Below are 25,143 nucleotides of genomic sequence, written 5' to 3'. Positions count from 1 at the left end.
CAGGTATGTTGTTAGACGCTTAGTAGTTCAAATGCTGAATCTGTACATGACAATAGACTTACCGTCATTTAATAAGCCAATGTAGAGTAGCTGAAAGCTGTCCTTCTGGGCATAACCATAGGCGTACCGGGAGCATGGAATGGCACCAGCTACCTTTTCGAATGATTGGCTTCGATAGTACTCAGAACCAGTGTCTAAAACACAGGAATGGGGCGAAAATTGGGAGTTGTGCGCCAGATGCTGTTGCAACTGTCGGTACTCCTGCGGAGCCACTTGTATAAGCGCACAAGCTTGGTAGTGGCCTTGGGGAAGACTCGGGTAGGAAGCATCTTTATTGATGATGCGGACGGAAGCTGGAAAGGGATGTAAGGTTATCTGCTCGTATTTGTCTTTATAAAACTCATCAAGGGGATGAAGTGCTGTGTAGAGACTGTAGAAGACCGGTAAACTCACGCCGGTTAGGAAAAGAATACCTGCCCAATAGCCGATGCGCCGTCGGAGCCACCTGTACACTGCCCAGCAAATGGCGAGGAACGCCAAAATGAGCAGTACAGGAATAATAACAATCAGAGCCCACATGCACCGCTACCGGCTCAGCCCCGGAAACAGCGCTACAATGGCCGTAGCCAGGAAGTTCACCCCGATGGCCAGCGTCAGGAAGCCCATGATGCGAGCCAGCGCCGCCATACCGGGGCGGCCCAAAAACCGTGTCAGGCGCAACGACGACATCAGGATGATGTAGGCCGCTAGGGCTACCAGCACAAAGCCCAGCACAATCAGACCCATATCCGGGATGCTCAGCTTCTTGGTGAACAGGCCGATGCACACGGCCATGGAGCCGGGGCCCGAGAGCATGGGCATAGCTAAGGGCGTGAAGCTGATATCATCCTTATGCATACTTTCCTCCAGGGTCGCTTCCGATACCTTGGCCCGGTTGCCGCCCGGCGTCAGCAAATCGAAGGCCGAGCGCATGAGCAGGATGCCACCCGCAATGCGCAGGTGGTGAATGTTGATACCAAAGAAGTTAAGCACATACTGGCCCGCGAAAAACGAAACCGTGAGTACGCCCACCATGTACAGGCAGGCCTTCAGGCCGATATTGGCCCGTTCGGCCGGACTGTCTTCTTCCGTGAGCGTCAGGAACACGGGCATGGCCCCGAAGGGGTTAACCACGGAAAACAGGGTAGTGAAGGTGGCAAGTAGTATCTCCATCGGCAGGGGGCGGTAGGCGGCAGGTAAAGGTACGAGCCTTTGAGAATCAGCAAACAGGGAAAATGCTATGTTTAGAGTCTCAACCATGGCCGCAACGGCCCGTAGAAGCCAGTCCGGGTCAGGTGCCGCCCAATTTTTCTCTCCCAGTAGTATGACCACCGCCGTTCCCGCTCCCAATTCCGAAGCCGTACCCACCGATACGCCCCTGGTTGGTATTATCATGGGCTCTCAGTCCGATTTGAAAATTATGACGGCGGCGGCTGAGCTGCTGCGCCAGTTTGGCGTTCCGTATGAGCTCACGCTGGTATCGGCCCACCGCACTCCGCACCGGCTGGTAGAGTACGCCGAAACGGCCCGCAAACGCGGGCTGCGCGTGCTTATTGCCGGTGGGGGTGGGGCCGCGCACCTGCCCGGTATGGTGGCCTCCTTCACCACGCTGCCCGTTATTGGGGTGCCCATCAACTCGGCTACCTCCATTCACGGCCTCGATTCCATTCTGTCGATGCTCCAGATGCCGGCCGGCGTGCCTGTGGCTACCGTGGCGCTGGATGGTGCTACCAATGCCGCCGTGCTGGCTACCCAGATGCTGGCCCTCAGCAACGCCCGCCTGCAGGATGCGCTGGAAAAATACCGAACCTCACTCAAGGATAAAGTCATGCGTACCATTGAGGAGCTGCGCAAAGGCGGCCTCAACGACGATTAACCGCCCCTTCGCCTGTCCGTATCTGCCCTCATTCTCCCTTACTACTCCCGCCCCTTGCCTGACTTCGACTCACTTCCTCTCTGGCTTACCCTTCTGCACGGCCTTACGGCATTATTGGCCGTAGCTGCGCTGGTAGCCACGGTATTACCTCTGCTGCGCCAGACTGCGTGGTGGATTCGGGTATTCGACTTTCCTCGCCTGCAGATTGTAGGCGTACTGCTGGTTGTGATACTGGGCGGTCTGGCCCTGGGCTGGACGGATTTGCCCGGTTACTACGGCATTGGCCTGCTGGTGGCCCTCACGGTAGCCGTGCTGTACCAGGGCTTCCGGATTATGCCTTATACCCGGCTGGTGAGTAAGCAGATCGGGGACAGTACCCTCTCCGACGGCAACCGGCATCTGAGCCTGGCTATGATGAATGTGCTGCAATACAACAAACAGGGCCGTAAGGCTTTACAGGTGCTGCAGGAAGCTGACCCCGATATCATTATGGCGGTGGAAACGGACGAGTGGTGGTATCAGCAGCTTAAGCCGCTGGAGGAAACCCATCCGTACACCTGCCACGAGCCGCTGGATAACACCTACGGCCTGCTGTTCTTCTCGCGCCTGAAGCTGGAAAGCTGCGAAATCAAATACCTACTCGACGACGACGTACCCAGCCTGCACGCCCGCGTGCAGTTGCCCGATGGCCGCACCTGGGTGCGGATTTACGGCCTGCATCCCAAGCCGCCAGCCCCCGCCGAGTCCAAGACCAGTACCAAGCGCGACGCCGAACTGCTATTAGTGGGCAAAACCATCGACAAAAAGGATGAACCCACTATCGTGTTCGGCGACATGAACGATGTGGCTTGGTCGCATACTTCCGAGCTGTTTAGGCGTATCAGCGGCCTCATGGACCCGCGTGTGGGCCGGGGCCTGCTGCCTACTTTCCACGCTGACTATTCCCTGTTGCGCTGGCCCCTCGACCACGTGTTCGTATCGGCCGATTTTAAAGTGGACGATATGGAGCGCCTGCCCTACGTCGGCTCCGACCACTTTCCCATCTACATTAAGCTCAGCTACGAGCCCCACGACAAGGAGGAGCAGGAAGAAAACTGCGAAGAAGCCGATGCCGGCGACCATGAGGAAGCCAACGAAAAAATAAAGGAAGGCTTTGAGGAAGAGGATGAAGAAGAAGCCGAAGAAGCAGCCAAAACTGACGAAAAAGGGAGCTGATCATTTACAGCGGCTACTCACGCTTCTCTGATAAAAAACCGTCCCTGGCTACTGCCGGGGACGGTTTTTTATTCGCCTTCGTAGAGAAACGTCATCTGCTGCTCGTTCAGCTGCCGAGGTAGGTGGCGCATTACCCAGTTGCGCAGGCTCACCAGCGGCGCACTCGTCAGCTGGGCCACCTTTCCCAACTGCCATGACTGTTCCACAATGCGGGTAGTGCGCGGACGTCGGCGCTCCGTAAACCGGGCAAACGCCGCGGGCCAGTCGTGGGGCTGGTCCCGCAGGCAGCGCGCGAGCATGGCGGCATCTTCCACGGCCATACCCGCGCCCTGGCCCATGTTGGGCGTGGTGGCGTGGGCCGCGTCGCCCAGCAGCAACACCCGCCCAAAGTGGAAGCGGGGTAGGGGCCGTAAGTCCAGAATATCACCCCACAGCAGCTGTCCGGGCTGGGTATGGGCCAGCACCTGCGGAATGGGCGCGTGGAAATGCCCGAAGTGCTGCTGCAAATCTGCCAGCGTGAACTGCTGAAACTCCGGGTTGCGGGGCGTGCTGCTATTGATGCAGGCAAACCAGTAAGCGCGCCCGTTCGCCAGCGGCACCACTCCGAAGCGGCCGTGGCGGCCCCAGCTTTCGGTGGTGCGGCCCGGCACCAGCGGCAGGCCGGTGGCATCCATGATACCCCGCCAGCAAGTATAACCGGCGTATCGGGGCTGGCTATCAGGCAGCAATTGCAGCCGCACCCGGGAGCGGATACCGTCGGCAGCGAGGAGGGCGCGGCCGGTGGCGGTAGTGCCATCTTCAAACCGAACGGTTACGTGCTCGGCCGTCTGCTCGAAGCCGGCCAGGCGTTTACTCAGCTGCACAATATTGGAGGGCAACGCCGCCAGCAACGCCTGTTGCAGCTCCGCCCGATGAATGGCCAGGTTATCGAAGCCCAGCCGCTGGGTGAACGGGCGGGTGTCTACCACGTTCAGCGGGCGGCCGTGCTCATCCAGCAGGCCGATGCTCTCCACCACAAAGCCGCGCGCGTGCACGGCATCGTGCAGGCCCAGCGTATCCAGCGCGCGCATGGCGTTGGCCCCCAGCACCACGCCCGCCCCGATTTCGCGCAGTTCCGGGGCGGCTTCCAGCACCTGCACCGTGTAGCCCAGCTGCCGGACCGCCTGCGCCGCCGCCAGCCCGGCAATACCCGCCCCGATTATCAGAAAGTCAGTCATACAGCCGAAAAGTACAGGGTAACACGCAAAAAGGCCCGAAGCAAGCTGCTCCGGGCCTTTTCTAACTCAGCGCTGCATCTGCGTTATCCGCGAAATCAGCACTATCTGTAGTTTACTTGCCTACTTCTTCGTAGTCCACATCGGTCACGTTGTCGTGGCCGGCACCTTGCTGGCCGTTGCCGCCGGGCTGGCCGGCACCGCCGAAGGGGTTGCCACCTTCCGCGCCGGGCTGCCCTTCGGGGCCGCTCTGAGCGTACATTTCCTGCGAAGCAGCCTGCCAGGCGGTGTTGATGGCGGCCATAGCCGTATCAATGGCACCCAGGTCCTTGCTCTCGTGGGCTTTCTTGAGGTCGGCCAGAGCCGTTTCCACGGCCGTTTTGTTGCCGCCGCTCAGCTTGTCGCCGTATTCGGTCAGCTGCTTCTCGGTCTGGAAGATCATCGAGTCGGCTGCGTTCAGCTTCGAGATGCGCTCCACTTCGGCTTTATCGGCCTCAGCGTTGGCCGCTGCTTCCTGGCGCATGCGCTCAATGTCAGCATCCGACAAGCCCGAGGAGGCCTCGATGCGGATTTTTTGCTCCTTACCGGTGCCTTTGTCCTTGGCCGTTACGTGCAGGATACCGTTGGCATCAATGTCGAAGATTACTTCGATCTGCGGCACGCCACGAGGTGCGGGCGGGATGGAATCGAGGTGGAACTTACCGATGGTGCGGTTCTGCGAAGCCATCGGGCGCTCACCCTGCAGCACGTGGATTTCCACGGAAGGCTGGTTGTCCGAAGCCGTCGAGAAGGTTTCCGATTTCTTGGTCGGGATGGTGGTGTTGGCTTCGATGAGCTTGGTCATCACGCCACCCATCGTCTCGATACCGAGGCTCAGCGGAGTCACGTCCAGCAGCAGCACGTCCTTCACTTCACCGGTCAGTACACCGCCCTGGATGGCAGCGCCCACGGCTACTACTTCGTCGGGGTTAACACCTTTCGAAGGCTTGCGGCCGAAGAACTTCTCTACCTCTTCCTGAATGCGCGGAATACGGGTCGAGCCACCTACCAGAATCACGTCGTTGATGTCCGAAGTGCTCAGGCCAGCGTCCTGCAGGGCTTTTTTCACCGGCTCCATCGAGCGACGGATCAGCGAATCAGCCAGCTGCTCGAACTTGGCGCGGCTCAGTTTCACCACCAGGTGCTTGGGGCCTGAAGCCGTAGCCGTGATGTAAGGCAGGTTGATTTCAGTTTCCGTCGACGAAGACAGCTCCACTTTGGCTTTCTCAGCGGCTTCTTTCAGACGCTGCAGAGCCATGGCGTCCTTGCGCAGGTCGAGTCCTTCATTTTCCGAGGCAAACGTGTCGGCCAGGAAGTTGATGATAACCTGGTCGAAGTCGTCGCCGCCGAGGTGGGTGTCACCGTTGGTGCTCAGTACCTCGAATACGCCGTTATCCAGCTCCAGAATCGAAATATCGAACGTACCACCGCCGAGGTCATACACGGCTACTTTGTGGTTCGAGTGGTCTTTGTCGAGGCCGTAAGCCAGGGCAGCGGCCGTGGGCTCGTTGATGATGCGCTTCACATCGAGGCCGGCAATAGCACCTGCTTCTTTGGTAGCCTGACGCTGAGCGTCGTTGAAGTAGGCGGGCACCGTAATAACGGCTTCGGTTACGGGCTGGCCCAAGTAATCTTCGGCGGTCTGCTTCATTTTTTGCAGAACCATGGCCGAAATTTCCTGCGGCGTGTACTGCCGGTCGCCGATTTTCACGCCCACCGTGTTATTGGAGCCGCTGCCCAGGGCGTAGGCCACGTGCTTGGCTTCTTCGGAAACCTCCGAGAAGTTACGGCCCATGAAACGCTTGATGGACTGGATGGTGTTATGCGGGTTGGTAATGGCCTGACGCTTAGCCGGGTCACCTACCTTACGCTCACCTTTACCGTTGTCGAGGAACGCGACAATCGACGGAGTCGTGCGGCGGCCTTCGCTGTTTGGAATCACCACCGGCTCGTTGCCTTCCATTACGGCCACGCAGGAGTTGGTGGTGCCGAGGTCAATACCAATTATTTTTCCCATGTTAAGGAGTATCGTTAGGGTGTTGAGGTGTCAGATAGAAAGAGCGCCGAAGCACTCACGCCGGGGTAATTACAAGACGCGTACCAGCCCGAAAAACGCCCTTTATTCGTGACAGATTGTCATTTTGGGGCAAACTGGGCCGTTCTTTCCGGACGGTCTGACTTCTACGGGAAAATCACCGTCGGGATTTCCTGACAGGCGGGCAGTAATTGTTATTCTACTCCCTGTGCCTTTACATGACCAACATAAACTAGGTCGGTGCTGAACTGATGCTCCTCGATTGTTACTTCGATTAAATCACCTACTTCCGCAACAGCAACAGCCGACCCCAAGGAGGTAGCTTCTAGTAAGCTAAATGGCTCAAATCCTCTCTCATCTCCTACACTGTAGGAGTTTGTGCTTTCGGGATTAGGAAAATCAACAATGCGGAGTTGACTTTCCGTAATAAGTACAGCATGAGCCAGCCTCCAAATTAAACCTTCATAGCCTTTGAGCGGAATGTAGACCTTGTATTCAAGTGTCTCATCTTTCTGCTCTGGTAAAAGCGTATCCAAAAAATAGGATAGTATTTCAGACAAATTCATAGGCCCACCAGATGCTATAAATTTACAATCCTCGATATGCCAAGTTACCCAATTGGTCGGTGAACGTTCTTCTACAGGTTTATTAGGGAGAACAGCTTTTTCAAGACAAGTATCCTGTAAATCAATTATTACATACCAACCTGGATTGTCCAGAGTCGCAATGGAAATCCCATGATCATGCTCCCAATCACCATCACAATTGGTTGTATACCAGCATTGCAGTCGTTGTAATAAATTGGTCATTCTCGTTCAAGATGGAATTTTTATAAAGCGAATGGGCTCCAACGCAGCAGAGCGATGAGGCCTTGGCTTAGGAGGACCATTTTATTGTCTCCAACTTTCGTTTACGTGCCCAGCAACGCCAGAGCCAGGAAGTAACCCAGTTTGCTCCTATGGGCCACGGCCCATCTTTAATCTGATAGGTAGAAGACATTGAGAAGTTGCCGTCTTTAGTCCAAACGGCTAAGGCCACCTCGCCGGAAATTAACTTTCGGATATAATCAATTGCATCTTCCGCATCATCTAATGGATAGCCGCCCACACTACCTTGCTCATCAACGCTGGTGAAATGGCAGTGGTGCTCGGAGAAATAAACAGTCAGTTCATCATTTTCAGAGGAGATAATGAAAGGTAGCCCGGAAGGGGAATTTAGTTTTATGCTGAAGTAATCTCCCTGAAGGTTTACAGAATCCCGGAAGTCAGGAAAGGCTTCAAGAAGGGCTGAAAGGGTTTGAGTTGAATACGAGGAAAGCATAAGTAAATAACGATAAAAAGCCTCTGCATATCTTATGCAGAGGCTTTTTCTTAGAATGAGGCTGTTAAAGCTACTCATTTACCACTTGCTTCTCCGGCTCCGGTGTATACAACCGCGCCTTACCGGGCAGCGTTTTTTCCTTTTCCTTACCCAACGCCGCCGCGGGCTCGGGTACCCAGTGGTGGCGGCCGCCGGCCCGCTCGTCGTTAAAAGTTGTAGGAATGTCGTCGGCGGCCGTGCGCTCCTTCCAGGTTTGGTGCTGGGTGCCGTCGTCGCGGCGCTCCATGGTGATGCACTGCTCCACGGGACACACCAAAGAGCAGAGGTTGCAGCCCACGCAGTTCTCGTCGATGATTTCTGGGGTGCGCGTGCCGGGCTGCAGCCGGATGGCTTGGTGGGCTCCGTCTTCGCAGGCCGTGTAGCACAGCTGGCAGCCAATGCACTTGTCGGGGTTGATGCTGGCGGTGACTTTGTACTGGAGGTTGAGGTCTTCCCAGTGCTTCACGTTGGGCAGGGCCCGGCCCACCATGTCGTCAATGGTATGGAACCCTTTCTCCGTCATGTATTGCTCCAGCCCGCTGGTCATTTCCCGGATGATGCCGAAGCCGTAGTGCATGGCTGCCGTGCACACCTGCACCGATGATGCTCCCAGTAGAATGTGCTCCACCGCATCGCGCCAGGTTTCGATGCCGCCGATGCCGGAAATGGGCAGGCGCACATCGGGGTGCTGGGCGCAGTTTTTCACCATGTTCAGGGCAATGGGCTTCACGGCCGGGCCGCAGTAGCCGCCGTTGCTGCCCTTGCCATCCACAATGGGGTAGGGGGCAAACAGGTCCAGATCCACGCCCACAATACTCTGGATGGTGTTGATAAGCGAAATGGCGTTGGCACCCCCGCGCCGCGCGGCCAGAGCGGGCTCGGTAATGTCACTGATATTAGGCGTAAGCTTCACGATAACCGGAATGCGGGCCACTTCCATCACCCATTCCACAATGGTTTGCAGCACCTCTGGCTCCTGACCCACGGCCGAGCCCATGCCCCGTTCGCACATGCCATGCGGGCAGCCAAAATTCAGCTCAATGCCATCGGAGCCGGCGTTGGTCACGTCGCGCACAATGTCGTGCCATTCCTGCCGGCTCTGCACCATGAGGGAGGCAATGACGGCGTGGTGGGGGAAGCGCTTCTTCACTTCCTCAATCTCGCGCAGGTTGTCGGCCAATGGCCTATCCGATATCAGCTCAATGTTGTTGAAGCCCATCATACGCTTATCCCGGTAGTTCACGCTGCCGTAGCGGCTCGACACGTTTACCACGGGCACGCCCAGCGTCTTCCACACGGCCCCGCCCCAGCCGGCGTCAAAGGCCTTCATCACTTGGTACCCGGAGTTGGTAGGCGGCGCCGAAGCCAGCCAGAACGGATTGGGCGACTTGATACCTGCAAAGTTGATGGAGAGGTCAGGCATGGGAATGAGTTTCTAGTTGCTGGTTTCGTGTTTCTGGTTTCTGGTTGGCCGGTGCCTGTGCCGTTAGGTGGTGGCTATTTGGGGCCATCAGAACGTCATTCCGAGCGAAGGCGTAGCCGTAGTCGAGGAATCTCGCGTGCTGACGGTGTGGTCGTAATCCAATCGAAGCGGTAGAGATACTTCGACAAGCTCAGCATGACAGTTACCATTGCAACATCAGCACGCGAGATTCCTCGACTTCGCTCGGAATGACGTTTTAACGAGTCAAAAACGTATGAATGCCGTGGGCGGCGGCTTTGCCGTCGGCGGCGGCGTTTACTACTTCGGCGCCGCCATTGGCCGCGTCGCCGGCGGCGAAGTAGCGCGGATTGGTCGTCTGACCGGTGCCGGGGTTGAACACGATACGGCCTTTGCCATCCAGCTGCAGCTCCGGAATGAGGTGGAGGAAACTGGTCTGCTTGGCCTGGCCGGTGGCTTTTATCACCATGTCGCAGGGTTCCACGAACTCCGAACCCGGCACGGGCTGCACCTGACCATTGAGGACGGCGGTGCGCACGAATTTCACGCCTTCCACCTTGCCATTGCCCAGGATTTCCAGCGGCGCTACGTTGAACAGGCCCTGCACCCCAACTCCTTTGGCGAGGTCGTACTCAAATTCATACGCGCCCATTTCCTCCTTGCCGCGCCGGTAGGCCAGCACCACCCGCTCCGCCCCCAGCCGCGCCGACTCGGAAGCGGCGTCCATGGCCGTGTTGCCGCCGCCCAGCACTACCACTTTGCGGCCCACGGCGGTTTGCTCCTGCCGGATGCGCAGCTGCTCGATGAACTCCACCGCCCCCACGCAGTTCTCCCGCTCTTCGCCCGGCAACCCCAGCGCCGAGGTGTGGCCCAGCCCAATGCCCAGGAAGATGGCGTCGTACTCATTTTCCAGCTTTTCCAGGTCGGCGCGAGTACTGATGAGATGGTTGTAGTGCACTTGAAAGCCGAATTGCGCTTCCAGATACGCCATTTCGGCCAGCGTTTCCTCGTTGGTGATTTTGTAGGGGGCCACGCCGTACAGCGTCAGACCAGAGGGCTGACTGCGGGCTTCGAACACCTCTACTTCGTGGCCCAGCTTGCGCAGCTCGCAGGCGCAGGAAATACCGGCCGGTCCGGCCCCAACTACCGCCACCCGAAACCCCGTAGCCGCGCCCGGCTGGAACAAGTGCTTGCCCTGGTCCATCACTTTGCGCGTGGCGTGGCTTTGCAGCCTTCCAATTTCAATGGGTTTGGCACCAGTGGCCGTGTACACGCAGGATCCTTCGCAGAGTACCTCCGTGGGGCACACCTTACCGCAGGCGTTACCGAAGTAGTTGGCCTCGTAAATGGTGCGGGCCGCGCCGGTGGCATTACCGGAATTAATCTGGCGGATGAACAGCGGAATATCGATGCCAGAAGGACAAGCCTTGATACAGGGCGCATCGAAGCAGAACAGGCAGCGGGAGCTTTCCAGCAGGGCCTCCGAGTTGCTCATCAGCGGCTTGAGCTGCGCAAAGTTTCCGGCAAATTCCTGCTCAGTAGTTGGAGTAGCGTATTCGGCCATTTCTTAAAAGTTTCTAGTTGCTGGTTTCTTGTTTCTAGTTGGATGCATAGTTCATCCGCAACAGCAGGAACCTACTGCTTGCAGGCCGGAGCTTCTTGTCAACAAGAAACAAGAAACCAGCAACCAGAAACTCCTATAGCTCCACCAGCTTCTCGTAGGTTTCGGGGCGCCGGTCACGGAAGAACTGCCAGGTAGAGCGCACTTCCTCAATCATGTCGAGGTCAAATTCGGCTACCAGCAGTTCATCTTTTTCCTCGGAGGCTTGGGCGAAAATCTGGCCGCGTGGGTCCACGAAGTAGCTGCTGCCGTAGAAGCGGCCCAGATTCCAGGGCTTTTCCTCGCCTACGCGGTTGATGCAGCCCATAAAGTAGCCGTTGGCCGCCGCGTGGGCCGGCTGCTCCAGCTTCCAGAGGTATTGCGACAGGCCGGCCACGGTGGCCGAAGGGTTGTACACGATTTCCGCGCCGTTCAGGCCCAGCACGCGGGCCCCGTCGGGGAAGTGCCGGTCGTAGCAGATGTACACGCCCACTTTGGCATACTTGGTCTGGAACACGGGGTAGCCCATGTTGCCAGGCTTAAAGAAAAACTTTTCCCAGAAGCCGGAAGTGTGCGGAATGTGGTTTTTGCGGTATTTGCCTAGGTAGGTGCCATCGGCATCGATTACGGCGGCGGTGTTGTAGAGGAAGCCCGCCGACTCCCGCTCGTACACCGGCACAATCATCACCATGTTGTACTTCTTCGCGTATTCAGCCATGCGTTCCGTGGTGGGGCCGGGCACCGATTCGGCAGAAGCGTACCACGCTTTGTCCTGGCCGGGGCAGAAGTAGGGCGTGTTGAAGATTTCCTGCAGGCACAGAATCTGCACCCCCTGGCGGCCGGCTTCCTCAATCAGCGGAATGTGCTTCTGCACCATGGCTTCCTTGATTTCCTCGATGCTGCCTTCACCTTCCGTCATCGGCAAACTCATCTGAATCAGGCCGGATTTGATAATTCTGGGCATTGTAGGTAAGCGGTTATAGGGGTGAGAGAAAGATGTGTAAGAGGATGCGTAAGCCGTACAATGAGTGGTAAACAGGTTCTAGAAACCCACTTTTCCGCGCTTGATGAACTGCCCGTAGCCGCGCCCGACTTTGGTTTCACCGTGGTCCACGGCCACTTTGCCACGTAGCAGCACCGTGTCGATTTTACCGGTCAGTTCCCAGCCTTCGTAGCTGGAGTAATCCACATTCATGTGGTGGGTCTCGGCCGAAATGGTATGCTTCTTCCTGGGGTCGATGAGGATGAGGTCGGCGTCGGCCCCGATGCTGATGGTGCCTTTGCGGGGAAACATGCCGAAGATTTTGGCGGCGTTGGTGCTGGTCACTTCCACGAACTTCTGCGGACTGATGCGGCCTTTCATCACGCCTTCCGAAAACAGCAGCTCCATGCGGTGTTCAATGGCCGGGTGCCCGTTCGGAATCCTGGAGAAGTCGTCCTTACCCATCAGCTTCTGCTCCCACATGAAGGGGCAATGGTCGGTGCCCACTACCTGCACCAGGCCCTGGTTGATGCCGGCCCAGAGCGTATCCTGGTCCTTTTTCTCCCGCAACGGCGGCGACATCACCCACTTGGCTCCTTCAAACTCTTCGCCATACAGCGAGGCATCCAGCAACAGGTACTGAATGCAGGTTTCCACCAGCACGCGCTGGTTTCGTTCAGTAGCGCGGCGCACTTTGTTGAGCGCGCCCTCGCAGGTAAGGTGCACGATGTAGGCATTCACGCCCGTGTAGTTGGCAATGTCGCAGAAGCGGCCCGAGGCTTCGGCTTCCGTTACTTCGGGCTGGGAGAGGTAATGGTAGCGGGGCGTGAGCTTACCAGCGGCGCGGTGCTGGGCAATGAGCGTGTCAATCAGGTCGCCGTTGGTGGCGTGGGCCGTCACGAGGCCGCCGTGCTTCTTCACCTCCTGCATCAGCCCCACCATCTGCGCGTCGTCAATCATGAGCGCGCCCTTGTAGGCCATGAAGGTTTTGAAGGAGGTGATGCCCTCGGCCACCATATCCTTGATTTCCTCCTTGGTGCTGGGGTTGAAATCCGTTACGGCCATGTGAAACGAATAGTCGCCCACGGCCGTGCCGTTGGCGCGGCTTTGCCATTCCGTCAGCGCCTCCCGCAGGCTATGGCCCTGCTTCTGCAGCACAAAATCAATGACGGTAGTAGTGCCGCCGTGGAGGGCGGCGCGGGTGCCGGTTTCGTGCGTATCGGAGCTGAAAGTGCCCATGAAGGGCATATCCAAATGTACGTGTGGGTCAATTCCGCCGGGCAGCACCAGCTTGCCGGTGGCGTCAATGATTTCATCGGCCTGCACGGGCAGGTTTTTGCCAATGGCCGTAATGATTTCATCCTCCACCAGAATGTCGCACACGCTGTCGGAGTCAGCAGTAATTACCCGGCCATTTTTTACCAGTACAGTTGCCATCAAACAGGATGATTGTGAGCGAATTGGAAAAGGAAAAGATACAAATTGCCGAATGAAATTCCGCGCCGCAAAAGCAAACAAGCCAGCTGGACTCGTCTGCTGACGAGCCGAAAAATCAAGCAGGAAGTCGGGGGTAAAGCCTAGTGGGTATGGGCGTCGGCTATGCGCAGGGCTTCGCTGATGATGGCCAGGCCTTCATCCAGCTCGTCGCGGGTGATGTTGAGGGGCGGGGCAATGAAAATGTAGTTCCAGCGCACGAAGGTGTACATACCCAGCTCCCGGATTTTGGCCGCCACCTGGTTCATCACTTCCATTTGAGAAGGGGCGGCATTCCAGGGGGCCATCGGCTCTTTGGTTTCCCGGTTCTTCACCAGCTCCAGGCAACCAAACAGACCTGTATTGCGCCAGTCACCGATACTCGGGTGTTCCCCCATCAGGTCACAGATGCGGGCATCCAGGTAATGGCCCAGTTCCTGCACGTTTTCGAGCATGTTTTCCTCCTCGTAGATGTCCAGCACAGCTACGGCGGCGGCGCAGGATACGGGGTGGGCCGAGTAGGTGAGGCCCAACGGCAGGGGCCGCTCGTCGAAGTAGTGGGCAATCTGCTCGTCCACCATTACCGCGCCGAGTGGCAGGTACCCGGCCGTAATGCCCTTGGCCATGCACATCAGATCCACCTTCACGCCGTGGTGGTCGGAGCCGAACCACTTGCCGGTGCGCCCAAAGCCCGACATCACCTCGTCAGCAATAAGCAGAATACCGTGCTTGTCGCAGATTTCGCGCACCCGCTGCCAGTAGCCGGGCGGGTACTTGATGCAGCCCGAGGTGCCCGATTCTCCCTCCAGGATAACGGCCGCCACGCTGCCCGGATTCTCGTACCCAATGATGCGCTCCATCGCGGCAGCGGCCCGCTCGGCGCATTCCTCTGGGGTGCTGCTGTACCAAGGGCAGCGGTAGAAGTAAGGATTTTCGACGTGCACCGTACCGGGCATGGCCTGCGAATCTACGGCGAACTTGCGCGGGTCGCCGCCCACGCTGATGGCCCCGTACGAAGCACCGTGAAACGACTGGTACAGGCTGACAATCTTATATCGGCCGGTATATACGCGGGCCAGCTTCACGGCGTTTTCGATGCTTTCGGCCCCACCCAGGGTGAAAAAGGCCTTGGTGAGGTTGGGTGGCGTGATTTCCGCCAGCCGCCGGCCCAGGTCGCCGCGGGCCTTGGTAATCATGCCGGGGTACACGTAGCTCAGCTCCCGCATCTGGGCGGCCACCGCCTCCGTCACTTTCTGGTTGCCGTGGCCGATGTTTACGTTCATCAGCTGCGAGGAGAAGTCGATATACCGCTTGCCGTCCCGGTCCCAGAGGTAAACACCCTCGGCCCGCTCCGCGCTAATCGGGTTCAGCCCCGCCTGCTTCGACCACGAAAACAGCGTGTGGTCGAGGTTGTCCTGCAGAATCTGATGCTTGTCGGTGTCGAAGGTGGTTTCCATACGAGGAAGTTTCTAGTTGCTGGTTTCTAGTTTCTAGTTGTCGGGTTTGCTGATGCGCGAGTCTGAGTAGTCCGTCGTCAGGACAACTAGAAACCAGAAACCAGCAACTAGAAACTCATTTAAGACATCCAGTTGGTGCGCGACTCGGGGTTCCACTTGGTGGTGACCTTCTTCATCTGGGTCCAGAACTCGATGGAGCTTTTGCCGGTGATGTCGCAGGCCCCGAATTTCGACTCATTCCAGCCGCCGAAGGAGAAGGGCTCCCGGGGTACGGGCACGCCGATATTCACGCCAATCATGCCGGCCGAGGCCTGTTCCATCACGTGGCGGGCCAGGCCGCCGCTTTGCGTGAATACGGCGGCGGCATTACCGTAATTGGAGGCGTTTTCGATGGATAGCGCCTCATCCAGCGTATTGGTGCGCATAATGGCCAGTACCGGGCCAAACACCTCTTCGCTGGCAATGGCCATATCGGGTGTTACGTAGTCGATAACGGTAGGGCCCACGTAGTAGCCGTTCTCGTTGCCCGCTACGGTCGGGTTACGACCATCCAGCAGCACTTTTGCGCCGGCCTGTTCAGCTTCGGTAATGTAGCGCTCAATCCGCTCCTTGGCCTGCCGGCTGATAACGGAGCCCAGGTTCTGGCCGGGTACAATCTTGCGGGCTTCCTCTACCAGCTTGCTGATAATGTGGTCCACGGAGCCCACGGCCACCATGGCTGAGCCCGCCATGCACCGCTGCCCCGCGCACCCCGACATGGAAGCTGCCACATTGGAGGCCGTCATGTCGGCGTGCGCATCGGGCAGTACAAGCAGGTGGTTTTTGGCCCCGCCCAGGGCTACGCACCGCTTCAGGTTACTGGTGGCCCGGCGGTACACCACCTGCGCAATGCGCGTGGAGCCCACAAACGACACGGCCTGAATGCTGGGATGGTCGCAGATGGCTTCCACAATTTCCTTGTCGCCGTTTACTACGTTGAGCACGCCATCGGGCAGGCCGGCCTCCTTCAGCAACTCCGCAATGCGCATAGCACTCAGCGGCACCAGCTCCGAGGGTTTCAGAATCATGCAATTGCCCAGCACTAGGGCATTAGGGATGGTCCAGTGCGGCACCATGTTGGGGAAGTTGAATGGGGCAATGGAGGCCACTACACCCAACGGCCGCTTTTCAATGCGGCATTCCACGCCTTTGCTGACTTCCATCACCTCGCCCGCCACCAATTGGGGCAGGGAGCAGGCAAACTCCGTCAGCTCAATGGCTTTTTCCACTTCGGCCCGGGCCTCGTCCAGCGTCTTGCCGTTTTCCTGATGCACCAGTTCCGACAATTCCGCCATGTGCTGCTCCAGCAGGGTTTTGTAGCGGTAAAATACCTGCACTCGCTCCTTAATCGGCGTGGTCGACCAGGCCGGGAATGCCGCTTTGGCTGCTTGCACGGCCGTATCCAGCGCCGCCGCGCCCGAAAGCGGCATTTCGGCCAGCACCTCACCCGTCAGGGGGCTTTCCACCGCTAGAGTGTTGGCAGCTTCAGTATCGACAAACTGACCAGCAACGTAGTTGCGAACAACCGGGTATTTTACAGTTTCTGCCTCCATGTTACGGAATTGTTAAGTATCCGCAAGTAAGAGGTTTTTTGAAAACTATCTACTGTTCTTATATTTTTTTGAATATGAGTTTGATGATTAATATGGTTGAATGTTGAATGATATATCAATGAAAAGTTGAATTAAATGGAATAAATTCAATTTTAGGCCAAGCAACGGCCGTCAGACGGCAGCTACGCACTATAGAAAAGTAGTTGCGTATCTATAAGGGGTTGGGTAGAAATAATTCTATTTGTGAGTGGTGGCTTGGTAGTGCATTCGCAGGAATTCTCCGGTAACGGTGCGCCACTGGTGCGGGTGCTTCCACCAATACGGTTCGTGGCCGGAGCCTGCAAAATCCTGCCGCTGTTTAGGGCCAGCCAGTGCCGTAAAAATGGCTTCGGTTTCGGTGCGGGTGACGCGCGGGTCGGCGTTGCCCCAGAGCAGGAGGGTGGGGGTAGTTACATGCGCTGCGTAGTGCTTGGTGTCGAGGTCGAAGGCCCAGAAGTTATTCTCTACACCGCCCCAGAACACCAGTAGGTTGGCCATGGGGAAAGAGGGTACCCGCATGGAGCGGAACCGGCTTTGGGCCGTTTCGAGCATGGAGCCGTAGGGGCACTCCAGCACATTGGCCGTGGGCTGCACGCCCAACTCGGCCTCCGCCCGCAGCGTAGCCACGGCCCCCATGGAATTGGCATACACAAACACCGGACTGTTCCGCCGCTGCAGCCAGCGCAACACCGTGGCCACGTCGGCGGCTTCGTGGTGGCCCACGGTGCACACGTTGCCCGTGGAGCCGCCGTTGCCGGCAAAATCGGTCAGCAGCACGTTGTAGCCGAGGCTGCGGAAGTGGGCCGCCTCCGTCAGTAACTTGCCCTTAGAGCTGGTGTAGCCGTGAAACAGGGCCACCGTGCCGCGGGGCTGCGCCACCGGCCCGTACCAGCATTCCAGCCGGCCGTTGGGGCTGGCCAGGTGCAGCGTGGCGAATGGGAAGGAAGGGTACTGTTGGTTGACCGGTTTGGGGTTTTTGATACCCGTAAGCAACACCCCCAGCTTCTGCAGTGGCGTGAGTTGCTCGGGGTTGTCGGTATGAGTTCCGGCCGCTACAGTGAAGTGCGTGAAGCGCCAGGCGTGGAAAGCAGCTACCACATTCAGGCCCGCAAATACCACGGCCGCCAGCACGAGGGTGCGGCGGCCGTGGCGGAAGATGTGATGAGTACGCATTAGCCGCGCCCGGAGCGTTTGCCACCCGTGGGACCCGGCTTTCGGCCGGTGCTGCCGGGGCGGCCACCCGGAGTGGCCGGGCCGCGGCCGGTGGGCTTAGCGCCGGGCTTCCGGCCGGCACCACCCGTAGCCGCTTTGCCGCCACTTTTGCCGCCCGCTGACTTAGGTGCAAACGAGCCAGTGCCCGCTGCGCGGCCCGCGCCCCGGCTGCCGGTGCCCCGTTTGGTGCCTTCCGGCGCAGATTTGGGAGCGGTGCGGTTGAAGCCACCCGTGGGAGCTGGTTTGGCATTGGCCGGCCGGATGCCGCCGGGCCAGTATTCGGAGCCTTTGTTGGGCGTTTTGAAGGTGCCGGCGGCGGCTGTCTGGGCGGCCATGTCTTCGGTGAGAGCCTGCACTTCCTTCTCCGTCAATTCGCGCCACTGGCCGGGCTGGAGGTCAGCCACTTTCAGGTCAGCCAGCTGTACGCGCACCAGGCGCAGAGTGGGGAAGCCCACGGCGGCTGTCATTTTGCGCACCTGCCGGTTCATACCCTGCGAAATCCGGATTTGCACCCAGCTGGTGGGGATATTGGCCCGAAACCGCACCGGCTTGCTTCGCTCCCAGAGCTGGGGCGCGTCGGGCAGCAGCTCAGCCTCGGCAGGGGTGGTGAAGCCGGTTTTCAGGTCCACGCCGCGGCGCAGGGTGGCAAGCGCCTCTTCCGTCGGCACGCCCTCCACCTGCACCCAGTAGGTTTTGGGCACCTTGAAGCGAGGCTCGGAGAGGCGATGCTGCAGCTGCTTATCATCGGTGAGCAGCACCAGGCCCTCGGAGTCGTAGTCGAGGCGGCCGACGGGGTAAATGTTGGGTACGGATACGAAGTCCTTGAGCGTTTGCCGGCCGTTTTCGTCGGTAAACTGGGTCAGGACTTCGTAGGGCTTGTTGAGCAGAATGTAGCGCATGCGGGGCATGAGCCTTGCGGCTCACCGTGAAATTTATGCGGCAAAGGTACGGCTACTTCCCGGCCAACCGCTTACGCCGGAGGCTTTCGGCCACTAAGCTGCGCACGGTACCGTTGGCCCGGGCCACAAACTCGCCGCTGTCCTGCACCATCACGCCGTTGCGCATCTGGTCCCGGTAGCTGTGGTGTACCAGCGTGCCAATGCGTACGGAGTCTTTAGGCGTAGGGGCGGGAGGGGCCGGCAGGTTGTTGATGCGGGCCATATCGGCCAGGTACAGCAGCGAATCACGCTTGGTATAGGCGCGGAACCGGAACTTCTCGGGGAAGTAGTTGCTGGGGTCGGAGGCGCGGGTGCGCACGAAATCCTGCACGGCCAGCTTGGCCTGCTCTTCGGTGGTTTTCGAGCAGCTGGCCAGTAGAGCCGTAGCCGGCAGCAGAAGGAGAAGAAAGCGTTTCATATCAAGAAAAAAGAAAGAACTGGCCCCGAACCGCGCCTTACACGCCGCCGGAATACTTGCGTGTGGCCCATTCTATGGTCAGCAGCCCCAGCAGCAGGAAAAACAGCCATTTCAGATTAATCAGATCCTGCAAATCCTCCTGCTCATACAAAACGGGCTTATAATTGGCTTTGCGGATGTCCTGGGTTAGTTGCTGCAGCTGCTGCGGAAAATACAGCCGCTGCCCGCTACGCCGGGCTACCTGCGCCAGCAGGTTGTGGTCGGCTTTGGACTGGGTGGCTTCCAGCTGCTGAGCCTGTATTAACACCTCGCCCCGGTCCTGCTGGGGCTGCCCGCTTACGGTAGCGCGGGCCGTGTAGCGGTACAGGCCGGCCGGCAACGGGCCCAGGTGCAGCGGAGCCCCATCCTCGGAATTGGCAAATGTGAACGTGCGGTTTCTCTGCTGCTCGTTGGTGAGGGTGAGTGTGATTTGCTGGTTATAGATGCGCTCAAAAATGGCATTGTAGGTTTCGGCCCCGAAGGTGACATCGTCCTGGGTATCGAAGGCATCCTGGGTCGGGTACACGTCGAGACGCTTCTTGTTGGCGTTCTGGGTGAGTAGCTGCAGGGTACGCAGCACCAGCCGGTCATATGCTTCGGGCCGGTCGTCGTGTTCCACGGCTTCCTGCAGGCGCCACTGCCAGCTGCCATCCGTGAGCAGGGTGGCCTGGCGCTGGGCCGCCGACCCGCCGAAAACCAGCAGCGGCTTCTGGGTTTTTAGGCGGCCTACCTGCTGCCACAACGCTACTTCAGCACCTCCGCCCACGCGCACATCCCCAAACGGTACTGCGGCGGGCGGGTACGCCAGAAACCGGCGCAACGCATCTTCCTCGAAGGAAAACCGCGTGAAGCTGGGGTTGGGTACGGGCGTTACCTCATCGGTCTGGCCGCCCCGGGGCGTTACGGTAAGGCCGGTGCCCAGGGCGTTGTAGGCTCCGAAGTTGGTCTGGGAGCCCAGCACGTACAGGGCCGGTACCCGGCGGGCTTTCACCTGGGCCAGCACCTCGGCACCCACGCCGCTTTGCGCGGGCAGTTGGTGCAGAATGGCCACGTCAAAGTCCTGCGTTTTCAGAGGCGTGATGCCGGGTAGGTACGTAGTCAGGTCGAAGTTGTCGTTTTGCAGAATAGCAGCCCGCAATGCCTTCAAATCCGGGTGGGGAGCCGCCCCGGCCAGCAGTACCCGCAGTTTGCCTTTCACTACGTCGAGGTAGGCGAACTTCTGGTTGTTGAGGCGGGTAAACTCGCCGGCCAGCGGGGCCACTACCACCTCGTAACGGCGCTTGCCGGGGGCCGGGGCCGTGAGCAGGAAAGTTGTTTTCACGCGCCGCTGCCCGGTGGGCAGGCGTACCTGCCGGGTTTGCAGCACCCGGCCGTTTTCGCGCACCTGCACGGTGGCTGTACTGCCCGCGTACCCATCGTACCCGATTTCAGCCTCAATGGGGAACTGGTTGCCGCTGAAGGCAACGCGGTTATAAGTCAGGGCCGGCAGGCTTACGTCCTTCTTCGGAATAGTGTCGCCCACGCCCACGGCGTACACCGGGAAGGGATACTCAGCGTACTGCGGAGCCCGGCCCTGGTTCACCAGCCCATCCGACAGCAGCACCACACCCGCCAGATTGCGTCCTTCAAACTCGTTATCGATGCCCGCGAGCAGCCTATCCACATCGGTAGCGGCGGCCTGAAACCGCACTGAATCGGGTCGGGTGGACGAACTGGGACTTAGGGTGCGGGTTTCTACCTGAAAGCCCTGGCCGCGCAGCTCGGTAGCCAGCTGCTGCAGCCCCTGCGTGGCCTGGCGCAGCACCGCCGGGGGCGTAAACAGCCCCACCGACTGCGAGTTATCCAGCGCCAGCACCAGCGTGGGCTCCTGTCGGGTAGTGGTGGTGGATTTCAGAAACGGCGACAACAGCAGAAAGCACAGGAAGCTCACCACCGCAAAGCGTACGGCCGCCAGCGCGTAGTTCACGCTTCGGCTCCACGGAGCTTTGGCCGAGTACAGCAGGACCGCGTAGCCCAGCCCCACCAGCAGGCACAGCGCAATAAACCAGGGAGAAGCAGATAACAGCAAAAGCCGACAGAAATCAGTGTGAACCTAAAAACCCCAAACCCGCGCCCATAGTTGCGCCGCGCGCCGGGGCCGGGTAGCGAAGGTAGCAGGTTGCGGGGGAGCTGGAGAAAAAGTAGGTTTGAATTTGAGCTTTCGATTCAGATACAGATAAAATTGATTTGTAGTGAGCCTAGCGTTAAAGATTATCATTGGTATACGTACTGTTATTGTTGTGCTGATGGCCGCGTTTCTCGGGTATGTGGGATTCATTGCACATGCCTTTGGGGTATTTGATAAAGACTATACCCGAAAAGAAATAGTGGATAGCTATACCGAACATTATTCCGCAATTCAAACGGCCATCGGTTATTACGATTCAATAGTGCCAGCTGGCAAGCAGGTAGAAGTTGAGTTTGAAGATGGTGCTATTGACCGGATAGTAGTGCAAGAAGGTCCTGCGCAACATCCCACGTACAGTTTGGCGTGGGCCAGTTCGTCCAAACACCAACTTGATAGTTTAGTCACCAGTTTGGGGTGGAGTGAGGCTGCAATTCAACAGCTTCAGGAAAAGCTGGAGGCCGCCGACTGTATTTCCATTCAGAACGGTGAGCCGGCCGTTTTGGGCTTCAAGAGAAGCGGTATGGGCATGTATTCGTTCAATGTTTTCAGCAGGCCAATTGCGGACAGCCTTCGGGAACAATACGCACGCGGTTGCACTCATATTGTTCAGTCGGAAGAGCTAGTGCTGGAATATGGTGGCGGTGCTATCGGCCCACAGTGCTTTCCGGCTAACTACTAATCATACATCAATTCCCGCACACAGCCGCGCAATTTCCAGCTCCTCGTTAGTGGGCACTACCAGCACCCGCACCCGGGTGCCGGCCGCCGATAAGTCCCGGATGCCGGGGGCACGGCGGGCGTTTTCGGTTTCATCGAGCCGGATGCCCATGAAATCCAGGTTGGCGCACACCAGCTGGCGCACCAGCGCGTCGTTTTCGCCCACGCCGCCCGTGAATACCACGGCTTCGGCCCCATTGAGCACGGCCAGGAAACTGCCGAGGTACTTCTTGATGCGGTAGGCGTAGAGGTCGTAGGCGAGGCGGGCGCGCGGGTCGCCTTCGTTGAGCAGGCGCGTGATGTCTCGCATGTCGCTGTGGCCGGTGAGGCCGAGCATGCCGCTTTCCTTGTTGAGCAGGTTCTTCACGTCATCGAGCGAGTAGCCCAGCTGCTCTACCAGGTGGAAAATGACGGCCTGGTCGGTGTCGCCGGCACGAGTGCCCATCACCAGCCCGTTCATAGGGCCGAAGCCCATGCTGGTATCCACAGCGCGGCCGGCCACGGTGGCGGTCATGCTGCAGCCGTTGCCCAGGTGCACTGTGATAACGCGGGCGTCGGGCTGGCCCAGGTAGCGCAGGGTTTCGCGGCTCACGAACTGGTGGCTGGTGCCGTGGAAGCCGTAGGCGCGCAGCCCGTGCTTGGTGTACAATTCCTCGGGCAGCGCAAAGCGGTAGGCGTAGGGAGGCAGCGTGCTGTGAAACGCCGTGTCGAACACCGCTACCTGCCGGGCCTGCGGAAACAATTGCTCGGCCACTTCCATGCCTAACAGGTTGGCCGGGTTGTGTAGCGGAGCCAGCGGAAACAGCTCCCGGATGCGGGCCTTCACCTCCGGTGTCACCAGCGTCGGCTCCCGGAATTCCTCCCCGCCGTGTACGGCCCGGTGGCCGACCAGCTGTACGTCCTCAGGGTTCTGCAGCACGCCGGTTTCAGGGTCGGTGAGCAGGCGCATAGCTTCCTCCAGGCCGGCGCGGTGGTCGGGAATGGGCAAAATACGCCGCACGGTGTGCTCCTGGCCATCGGGCCGTAGGGTGGTGTGCGTGAGCTGGCCATCGGGCAGCCCGATGCGCTCCACCAGCCCGCGGGCCAGTGGCTGCTCCTGCGGCCAGCGAAACAGTTGGTACTTCAGCGAGCTGCTACCGGAGTTGATGACGAAGATGTGCATGGGAATGACAAGGGGGAAAACACGGCTGCAGAACACCAGCACGTCATGCTGAGCTTGCCGAAGCATCTCTACCGCTTCGTTAGGTTAGGATTGCAACGAAGCGGTAGAGATGCTTCGGCAAGCTCAGCATGACGTGCTATATAAGATGCAGTAGCGCGAACTGCAAAGTTCGCGCTACTGCGCAACCTCCTTCTTAGCCGGTAGCAGCTTTTTCACCAGCCGTACTACCTGGTCAATCACGAAGCCAATCACCAGACCGCCCAGGCCGCAGGCCACTACTTTGGCCAGCCAGGCCACGGCGGGCATGGAGGCCAGGGCTACTTCCAGCTCGTGCAGGAGGTGGGCGGTGAAGGGGATGCCGTGGGCAATGATTTCGGCGCCCACCCACAGCATGGCGGCGGTGCCCACGTAGCTCAGGATGCTGAGAAACTTCGGCATGAACTTCACGAGGCCGCGGCCGAAGCTCTTGGTGGCCGCGCTGTTGTCGCCCTCGGCCAGGTGAAGGCCTATGTCGTCGGCCTTCACAATCAGCCCCACAAAGCCGTACACGGCCACTGTGATGAATACCGCCACGGCCAGCATCACCAGCACCTGGTTCAGGATGGGCTGGTCGGTTACTTGGCTGTAGGCAATAGCCATGATTTCGGCCGACAGAATGATGTCGGTGCGGACGGCGCCGGCCACGCGCTGCTTTTCCAGCTCCTCCGGCGTAATGGTTTCCAGCTGCTCGGTTTCCGCGTGGGCCTCGGGGTGCTTGCTGAATAGGGAATGCACCTTCTCGTAGCCCTCGTAACACAGGTAGGCCCCGCCCAGCATCAGAATGGGCGTAATGGCCCAGGGAGCGAAGTAGCCCAGCACCAGCGCCGCCGGCGTCAGAATCAGCAGCTTGTTGAACAGCGACTTTTTGGCAATCTGGTAGATGATGGATAGCTCCCGGCTGGGGTCGAGGCCGACCACGTACTTGGGCGTCACGGCCGTATCGTCAATCACGATGCCCGACACCTTGCCGGTGGTTTTGGCCACCTGCGCCGGCACATCGTCCAGGCTGGCGGCACTGACTTTCACTAAAGCCGAAATATCATCTAGTAATGCAAAAAGTCCGGAGGCCATGTAGGTTGGTTGGGTGAAAAAAGCAGTGTTGTAAGCGTGCAGCCGGCCCGCGTGCCCGGGTTATTGGGCGGCAGGCCGCTGCAAAGGTATCCGGAGCAGCTGTACGTTGGCTACAGGCCCGGAGCCGAAGCTCGGAAGGTTAGCCGGTACGTAATGACTGTAGGAATACGCCGTGCTATTACGGTTTTCCTGCAAAAAAGACGAGGGGCGTAGCTGGTTGGAGGTTGGTGCCGATATTTGCCTATTCTAGAACCTGTTGCGGCACAGCAGCATCAAAACCACCGAAATCTACACCCATGTGGCCCAAACCTCCCGCCCAGCTTCACCCCTCGATACGTTGGGACTTTGAACCGGAGTTCCGGGAAGCATACCAATCTGGCTATGCTTCCCGAAGACTACTTGTGTAAATAGCGCCGGTTGCCGAAACTTGTAAGTTTGCCGAGTTTCGACAACCCTAATGTTATATGCCATTTTGAAAAATCCGTGTAAAAATGAAAGACGAACTAAAACGAGCTGTAGAAAATGAAGACGAAGAGGGACTTATTCAGTGTCTTGACTTTTCAAATCAAAATAAGTTTGAGACTGATAGTTTTGAATATATTGAAAAATTGTTGATTGCAACTTGGCATGGCCAACACGAAGACTTAGTGAATACAATTTACTTGGAGAGTCTACGTGATGATAGATTTGTAGAACCGATTGTAAATATTGCCTTAAATAGAGAAACATTTCGATGGTAAGATGATGAGCTGGAGTCAACTTTGAGAAAATGTGTTCACGCATTACAGACAATCAATACAGATATTTCTAATAATGCTTTAGAGAAATTAAAAGGTTTAAATAACGACAACGTAAAATATGTACTTGAGATGTATGAATAAAACGGCGTATAATATATAGCGGATTCGTGAACGGTTCGTCCGTTCATTTAGCTGGTTGAGTGTGATACCCACAGTGGTCAAACCAGTTGCGCGCATCTTGGCTAGTAATCCAACCGATGGCCTCGTGCAGAGCCGCTT

At 58.3% G+C, this 25,143-nt stretch carries 22 protein-coding genes; 4 read left to right on the top strand and 18 right to left on the bottom strand.

The genetic code is table 11. The annotated features are described in order from the left end of the window. Window positions 1–27: 27 nt before the first annotated feature. Complete coding sequence (locus EI291_RS17315; RefSeq protein WP_170172702.1) at window positions 28–540, bottom strand: hypothetical protein; 513 nt, start codon at window positions 538–540, stop codon at window positions 28–30. Between the two features lie 45 nt (window positions 541–585). Then, window positions 586–1,212 (bottom strand): MarC family protein, encoded by a 627-nt coding sequence (locus EI291_RS17310; RefSeq protein WP_125422897.1) that lies wholly within the window; start codon window positions 1,210–1,212, stop codon window positions 586–588. A 151-nt stretch (window positions 1,213–1,363) separates the two neighbouring features. Between EI291_RS17310 and purE the strand changes: the two genes are divergently transcribed. Further along, window positions 1,364–1,915, top strand: a complete 552-nt coding sequence (gene purE, locus EI291_RS17305) for a 5-(carboxyamino)imidazole ribonucleotide mutase (RefSeq protein ID WP_125422894.1) — start codon at window positions 1,364–1,366, stop codon at window positions 1,913–1,915. 54 nt (window positions 1,916–1,969) lie between these two features. Continuing rightward, window positions 1,970–3,130 (top strand): endonuclease/exonuclease/phosphatase family protein, encoded by a 1,161-nt coding sequence (locus tag EI291_RS17300; protein WP_205701624.1) that lies wholly within the window; start codon window positions 1,970–1,972, stop codon window positions 3,128–3,130. A gap of 68 nt (window positions 3,131–3,198) precedes the next feature. Here EI291_RS17300 and EI291_RS17295 read toward each other — a convergent pair whose 3' ends face one another. The 14 genes from EI291_RS17295 to EI291_RS17230 all read right to left on the bottom strand — a co-directional run bounded on the left by EI291_RS17295 (window position 3,199) and on the right by EI291_RS17230 (window position 21,036). Next, a complete protein-coding gene (locus tag EI291_RS17295; protein WP_125422891.1) occupies window positions 3,199–4,347 on the bottom strand; it encodes an FAD-dependent monooxygenase in 1,149 nt (382 codons plus the stop codon). A gap of 112 nt (window positions 4,348–4,459) precedes the next feature. Continuing rightward, window positions 4,460–6,400, bottom strand: a complete 1,941-nt coding sequence (dnaK, locus tag EI291_RS17290; protein ID WP_125422888.1) for a molecular chaperone DnaK — start codon at window positions 6,398–6,400, stop codon at window positions 4,460–4,462. Window positions 6,401–6,612: 212 nt separating this feature from the next. Further along, complete coding sequence (locus tag EI291_RS17285; protein ID WP_125422885.1) at window positions 6,613–7,227, bottom strand: immunity 53 family protein; 615 nt, start codon at window positions 7,225–7,227, stop codon at window positions 6,613–6,615. Window positions 7,228–7,294: 67 nt separating this feature from the next. Next, window positions 7,295–7,738 (bottom strand): hypothetical protein, encoded by a 444-nt coding sequence (locus tag EI291_RS17280; protein ID WP_125422882.1) that lies wholly within the window; start codon window positions 7,736–7,738, stop codon window positions 7,295–7,297. 70 nt (window positions 7,739–7,808) lie between these two features. Then, window positions 7,809–9,200 carry an NAD-dependent dihydropyrimidine dehydrogenase subunit PreA gene (gene preA, locus EI291_RS17275; RefSeq protein ID WP_125422879.1) on the bottom strand — a complete coding sequence of 464 codons (1,392 nt, stop codon included), beginning with the start codon at window positions 9,198–9,200 and terminating at the stop codon, window positions 7,809–7,811. 256 nt (window positions 9,201–9,456) lie between these two features. Continuing rightward, window positions 9,457–10,782, bottom strand: a complete 1,326-nt coding sequence (locus tag EI291_RS17270; protein ID WP_125422876.1) for an FAD-dependent oxidoreductase — start codon at window positions 10,780–10,782, stop codon at window positions 9,457–9,459. Window positions 10,783–10,915: 133 nt separating this feature from the next. After that, window positions 10,916–11,782, bottom strand: a complete 867-nt coding sequence (locus EI291_RS17265; RefSeq protein ID WP_240635583.1) for a nitrilase-related carbon-nitrogen hydrolase — start codon at window positions 11,780–11,782, stop codon at window positions 10,916–10,918. Window positions 11,783–11,860: 78 nt separating this feature from the next. Beyond that, window positions 11,861–13,237, bottom strand: a complete 1,377-nt coding sequence (gene hydA, locus EI291_RS17260; protein WP_125422873.1) for a dihydropyrimidinase — start codon at window positions 13,235–13,237, stop codon at window positions 11,861–11,863. A 140-nt stretch (window positions 13,238–13,377) separates the two neighbouring features. Continuing rightward, the gene (locus EI291_RS17255) at window positions 13,378–14,730 is read right to left on the bottom strand and encodes an aminotransferase class III-fold pyridoxal phosphate-dependent enzyme (protein ID WP_125422870.1); all 1,353 of its coding nucleotides are present in this window, start codon (window positions 14,728–14,730) and stop codon (window positions 13,378–13,380) included. A gap of 119 nt (window positions 14,731–14,849) precedes the next feature. Next, on the bottom strand, window positions 14,850–16,322 hold the full coding sequence (locus EI291_RS17250; RefSeq protein ID WP_125422867.1) for a CoA-acylating methylmalonate-semialdehyde dehydrogenase: 1,473 nt from the start codon (window positions 16,320–16,322) through the stop codon (window positions 14,850–14,852). Window positions 16,323–16,559: 237 nt separating this feature from the next. Further along, window positions 16,560–17,534 (bottom strand): alpha/beta hydrolase, encoded by a 975-nt coding sequence (locus EI291_RS17245; RefSeq protein WP_125422864.1) that lies wholly within the window; start codon window positions 17,532–17,534, stop codon window positions 16,560–16,562. Then, complete coding sequence (locus EI291_RS23040; RefSeq protein ID WP_205701623.1) at window positions 17,534–18,472, bottom strand: pseudouridine synthase; 939 nt, start codon at window positions 18,470–18,472, stop codon at window positions 17,534–17,536. Before EI291_RS23040 ends, EI291_RS17245 begins: the two co-directional genes overlap by 1 nt. A gap of 52 nt (window positions 18,473–18,524) precedes the next feature. Further along, window positions 18,525–18,929: a hypothetical protein gene (locus tag EI291_RS17235; protein WP_125422861.1), complete on the bottom strand. Its 405-nt coding sequence runs from the start codon at window positions 18,927–18,929 to the stop codon at window positions 18,525–18,527. Between the two features lie 37 nt (window positions 18,930–18,966). Further along, a complete protein-coding gene (locus tag EI291_RS17230; RefSeq protein WP_240635582.1) occupies window positions 18,967–21,036 on the bottom strand; it encodes a VWA domain-containing protein in 2,070 nt (689 codons plus the stop codon). A 217-nt stretch (window positions 21,037–21,253) separates the two neighbouring features. On the opposite strand from EI291_RS17230, the gene EI291_RS17225 reads away from it, so the two are divergent. Next, window positions 21,254–21,814 carry a hypothetical protein gene (locus tag EI291_RS17225; RefSeq protein ID WP_125422858.1) on the top strand — a complete coding sequence of 187 codons (561 nt, stop codon included), beginning with the start codon at window positions 21,254–21,256 and terminating at the stop codon, window positions 21,812–21,814. Here the strand turns inward: EI291_RS17225 and EI291_RS17220 are convergent, their stop codons facing one another. Together EI291_RS17220 and EI291_RS17215 are read right to left on the bottom strand one after the other, a co-directional pair. Further along, the gene (locus tag EI291_RS17220; RefSeq protein ID WP_125423109.1) at window positions 21,815–23,014 is read right to left on the bottom strand and encodes an acetate/propionate family kinase; all 1,200 of its coding nucleotides are present in this window, start codon (window positions 23,012–23,014) and stop codon (window positions 21,815–21,817) included. 174 nt (window positions 23,015–23,188) lie between these two features. Continuing rightward, the gene (locus EI291_RS17215) at window positions 23,189–24,124 is read right to left on the bottom strand and encodes a DUF808 domain-containing protein (RefSeq protein WP_125422856.1); all 936 of its coding nucleotides are present in this window, start codon (window positions 24,122–24,124) and stop codon (window positions 23,189–23,191) included. 491 nt (window positions 24,125–24,615) lie between these two features. Between EI291_RS17215 and EI291_RS17210 the strand changes: the two genes are divergently transcribed. Next, entirely contained in the window at window positions 24,616–24,864 is a 249-nt protein-coding gene (locus EI291_RS17210) for a hypothetical protein (protein WP_125422853.1), read from the top strand. Window positions 24,865–25,143 lie beyond the last annotated feature (279 nt).

Source organism: Hymenobacter rigui, assembly GCF_003944715.1.
In the GTDB taxonomy this organism is placed as follows: domain Bacteria; phylum Bacteroidota; class Bacteroidia; order Cytophagales; family Hymenobacteraceae; genus Hymenobacter; species Hymenobacter rigui.
The sequence above is the reverse complement of the archived record's forward strand: the minus strand, read 5'-3'. Positions and strand labels throughout refer to the sequence as shown.

What these genes read in the sequence shown, in the direction of transcription:
- EI291_RS17295 (WP_125422891.1), bottom strand. Translation starts at nt 4,347, where the DNA reads ATGACTGACTTTCTGATAATCGGGGCGGGTATTGCCGGGCTGGCGGCG.
- EI291_RS17285 (WP_125422885.1), bottom strand. Translation starts at nt 7,227, where the DNA reads ATGACCAATTTATTACAACGACTGCAATGCTGGTATACAACCAATTGT.
- preA (WP_125422879.1), bottom strand. Translation starts at nt 9,200, where the DNA reads ATGCCTGACCTCTCCATCAACTTTGCAGGTATCAAGTCGCCCAATCCG.
- dnaK (WP_125422888.1), bottom strand. Translation starts at nt 6,400, where the DNA reads ATGGGAAAAATAATTGGTATTGACCTCGGCACCACCAACTCCTGCGTG.
- EI291_RS17265 (WP_240635583.1), bottom strand. Translation starts at nt 11,782, where the DNA reads ATGCCCAGAATTATCAAATCCGGCCTGATTCAGATGAGTTTGCCGATG.
- purE (WP_125422894.1), top strand. Translation starts at nt 1,364, where the DNA reads ATGACCACCGCCGTTCCCGCTCCCAATTCCGAAGCCGTACCCACCGAT.
- EI291_RS17255 (WP_125422870.1), bottom strand. Translation starts at nt 14,730, where the DNA reads ATGGAAACCACCTTCGACACCGACAAGCATCAGATTCTGCAGGACAAC.
- hydA (WP_125422873.1), bottom strand. Translation starts at nt 13,237, where the DNA reads ATGGCAACTGTACTGGTAAAAAATGGCCGGGTAATTACTGCTGACTCC.
- EI291_RS17270 (WP_125422876.1), bottom strand. Translation starts at nt 10,782, where the DNA reads ATGGCCGAATACGCTACTCCAACTACTGAGCAGGAATTTGCCGGAAAC.
- EI291_RS17310 (WP_125422897.1), bottom strand. Translation starts at nt 1,212, where the DNA reads ATGGAGATACTACTTGCCACCTTCACTACCCTGTTTTCCGTGGTTAAC.
- EI291_RS17220 (WP_125423109.1), bottom strand. Translation starts at nt 23,014, where the DNA reads ATGCACATCTTCGTCATCAACTCCGGTAGCAGCTCGCTGAAGTACCAA.
- EI291_RS17215 (WP_125422856.1), bottom strand. Translation starts at nt 24,124, where the DNA reads ATGGCCTCCGGACTTTTTGCATTACTAGATGATATTTCGGCTTTAGTG.
- EI291_RS17235 (WP_125422861.1), bottom strand. Translation starts at nt 18,929, where the DNA reads ATGAAACGCTTTCTTCTCCTTCTGCTGCCGGCTACGGCTCTACTGGCC.
- EI291_RS17250 (WP_125422867.1), bottom strand. Translation starts at nt 16,322, where the DNA reads ATGGAGGCAGAAACTGTAAAATACCCGGTTGTTCGCAACTACGTTGCT.
- EI291_RS17210 (WP_125422853.1), top strand. Translation starts at nt 24,616, where the DNA reads ATGAAAGACGAACTAAAACGAGCTGTAGAAAATGAAGACGAAGAGGGA.
- EI291_RS17280 (WP_125422882.1), bottom strand. Translation starts at nt 7,738, where the DNA reads ATGCTTTCCTCGTATTCAACTCAAACCCTTTCAGCCCTTCTTGAAGCC.
- EI291_RS17225 (WP_125422858.1), top strand. Translation starts at nt 21,254, where the DNA reads ATGGCCGCGTTTCTCGGGTATGTGGGATTCATTGCACATGCCTTTGGG.
- EI291_RS17245 (WP_125422864.1), bottom strand. Translation starts at nt 17,534, where the DNA reads ATGCGTACTCATCACATCTTCCGCCACGGCCGCCGCACCCTCGTGCTG.
- EI291_RS23040 (WP_205701623.1), bottom strand. Translation starts at nt 18,472, where the DNA reads ATGCGCTACATTCTGCTCAACAAGCCCTACGAAGTCCTGACCCAGTTT.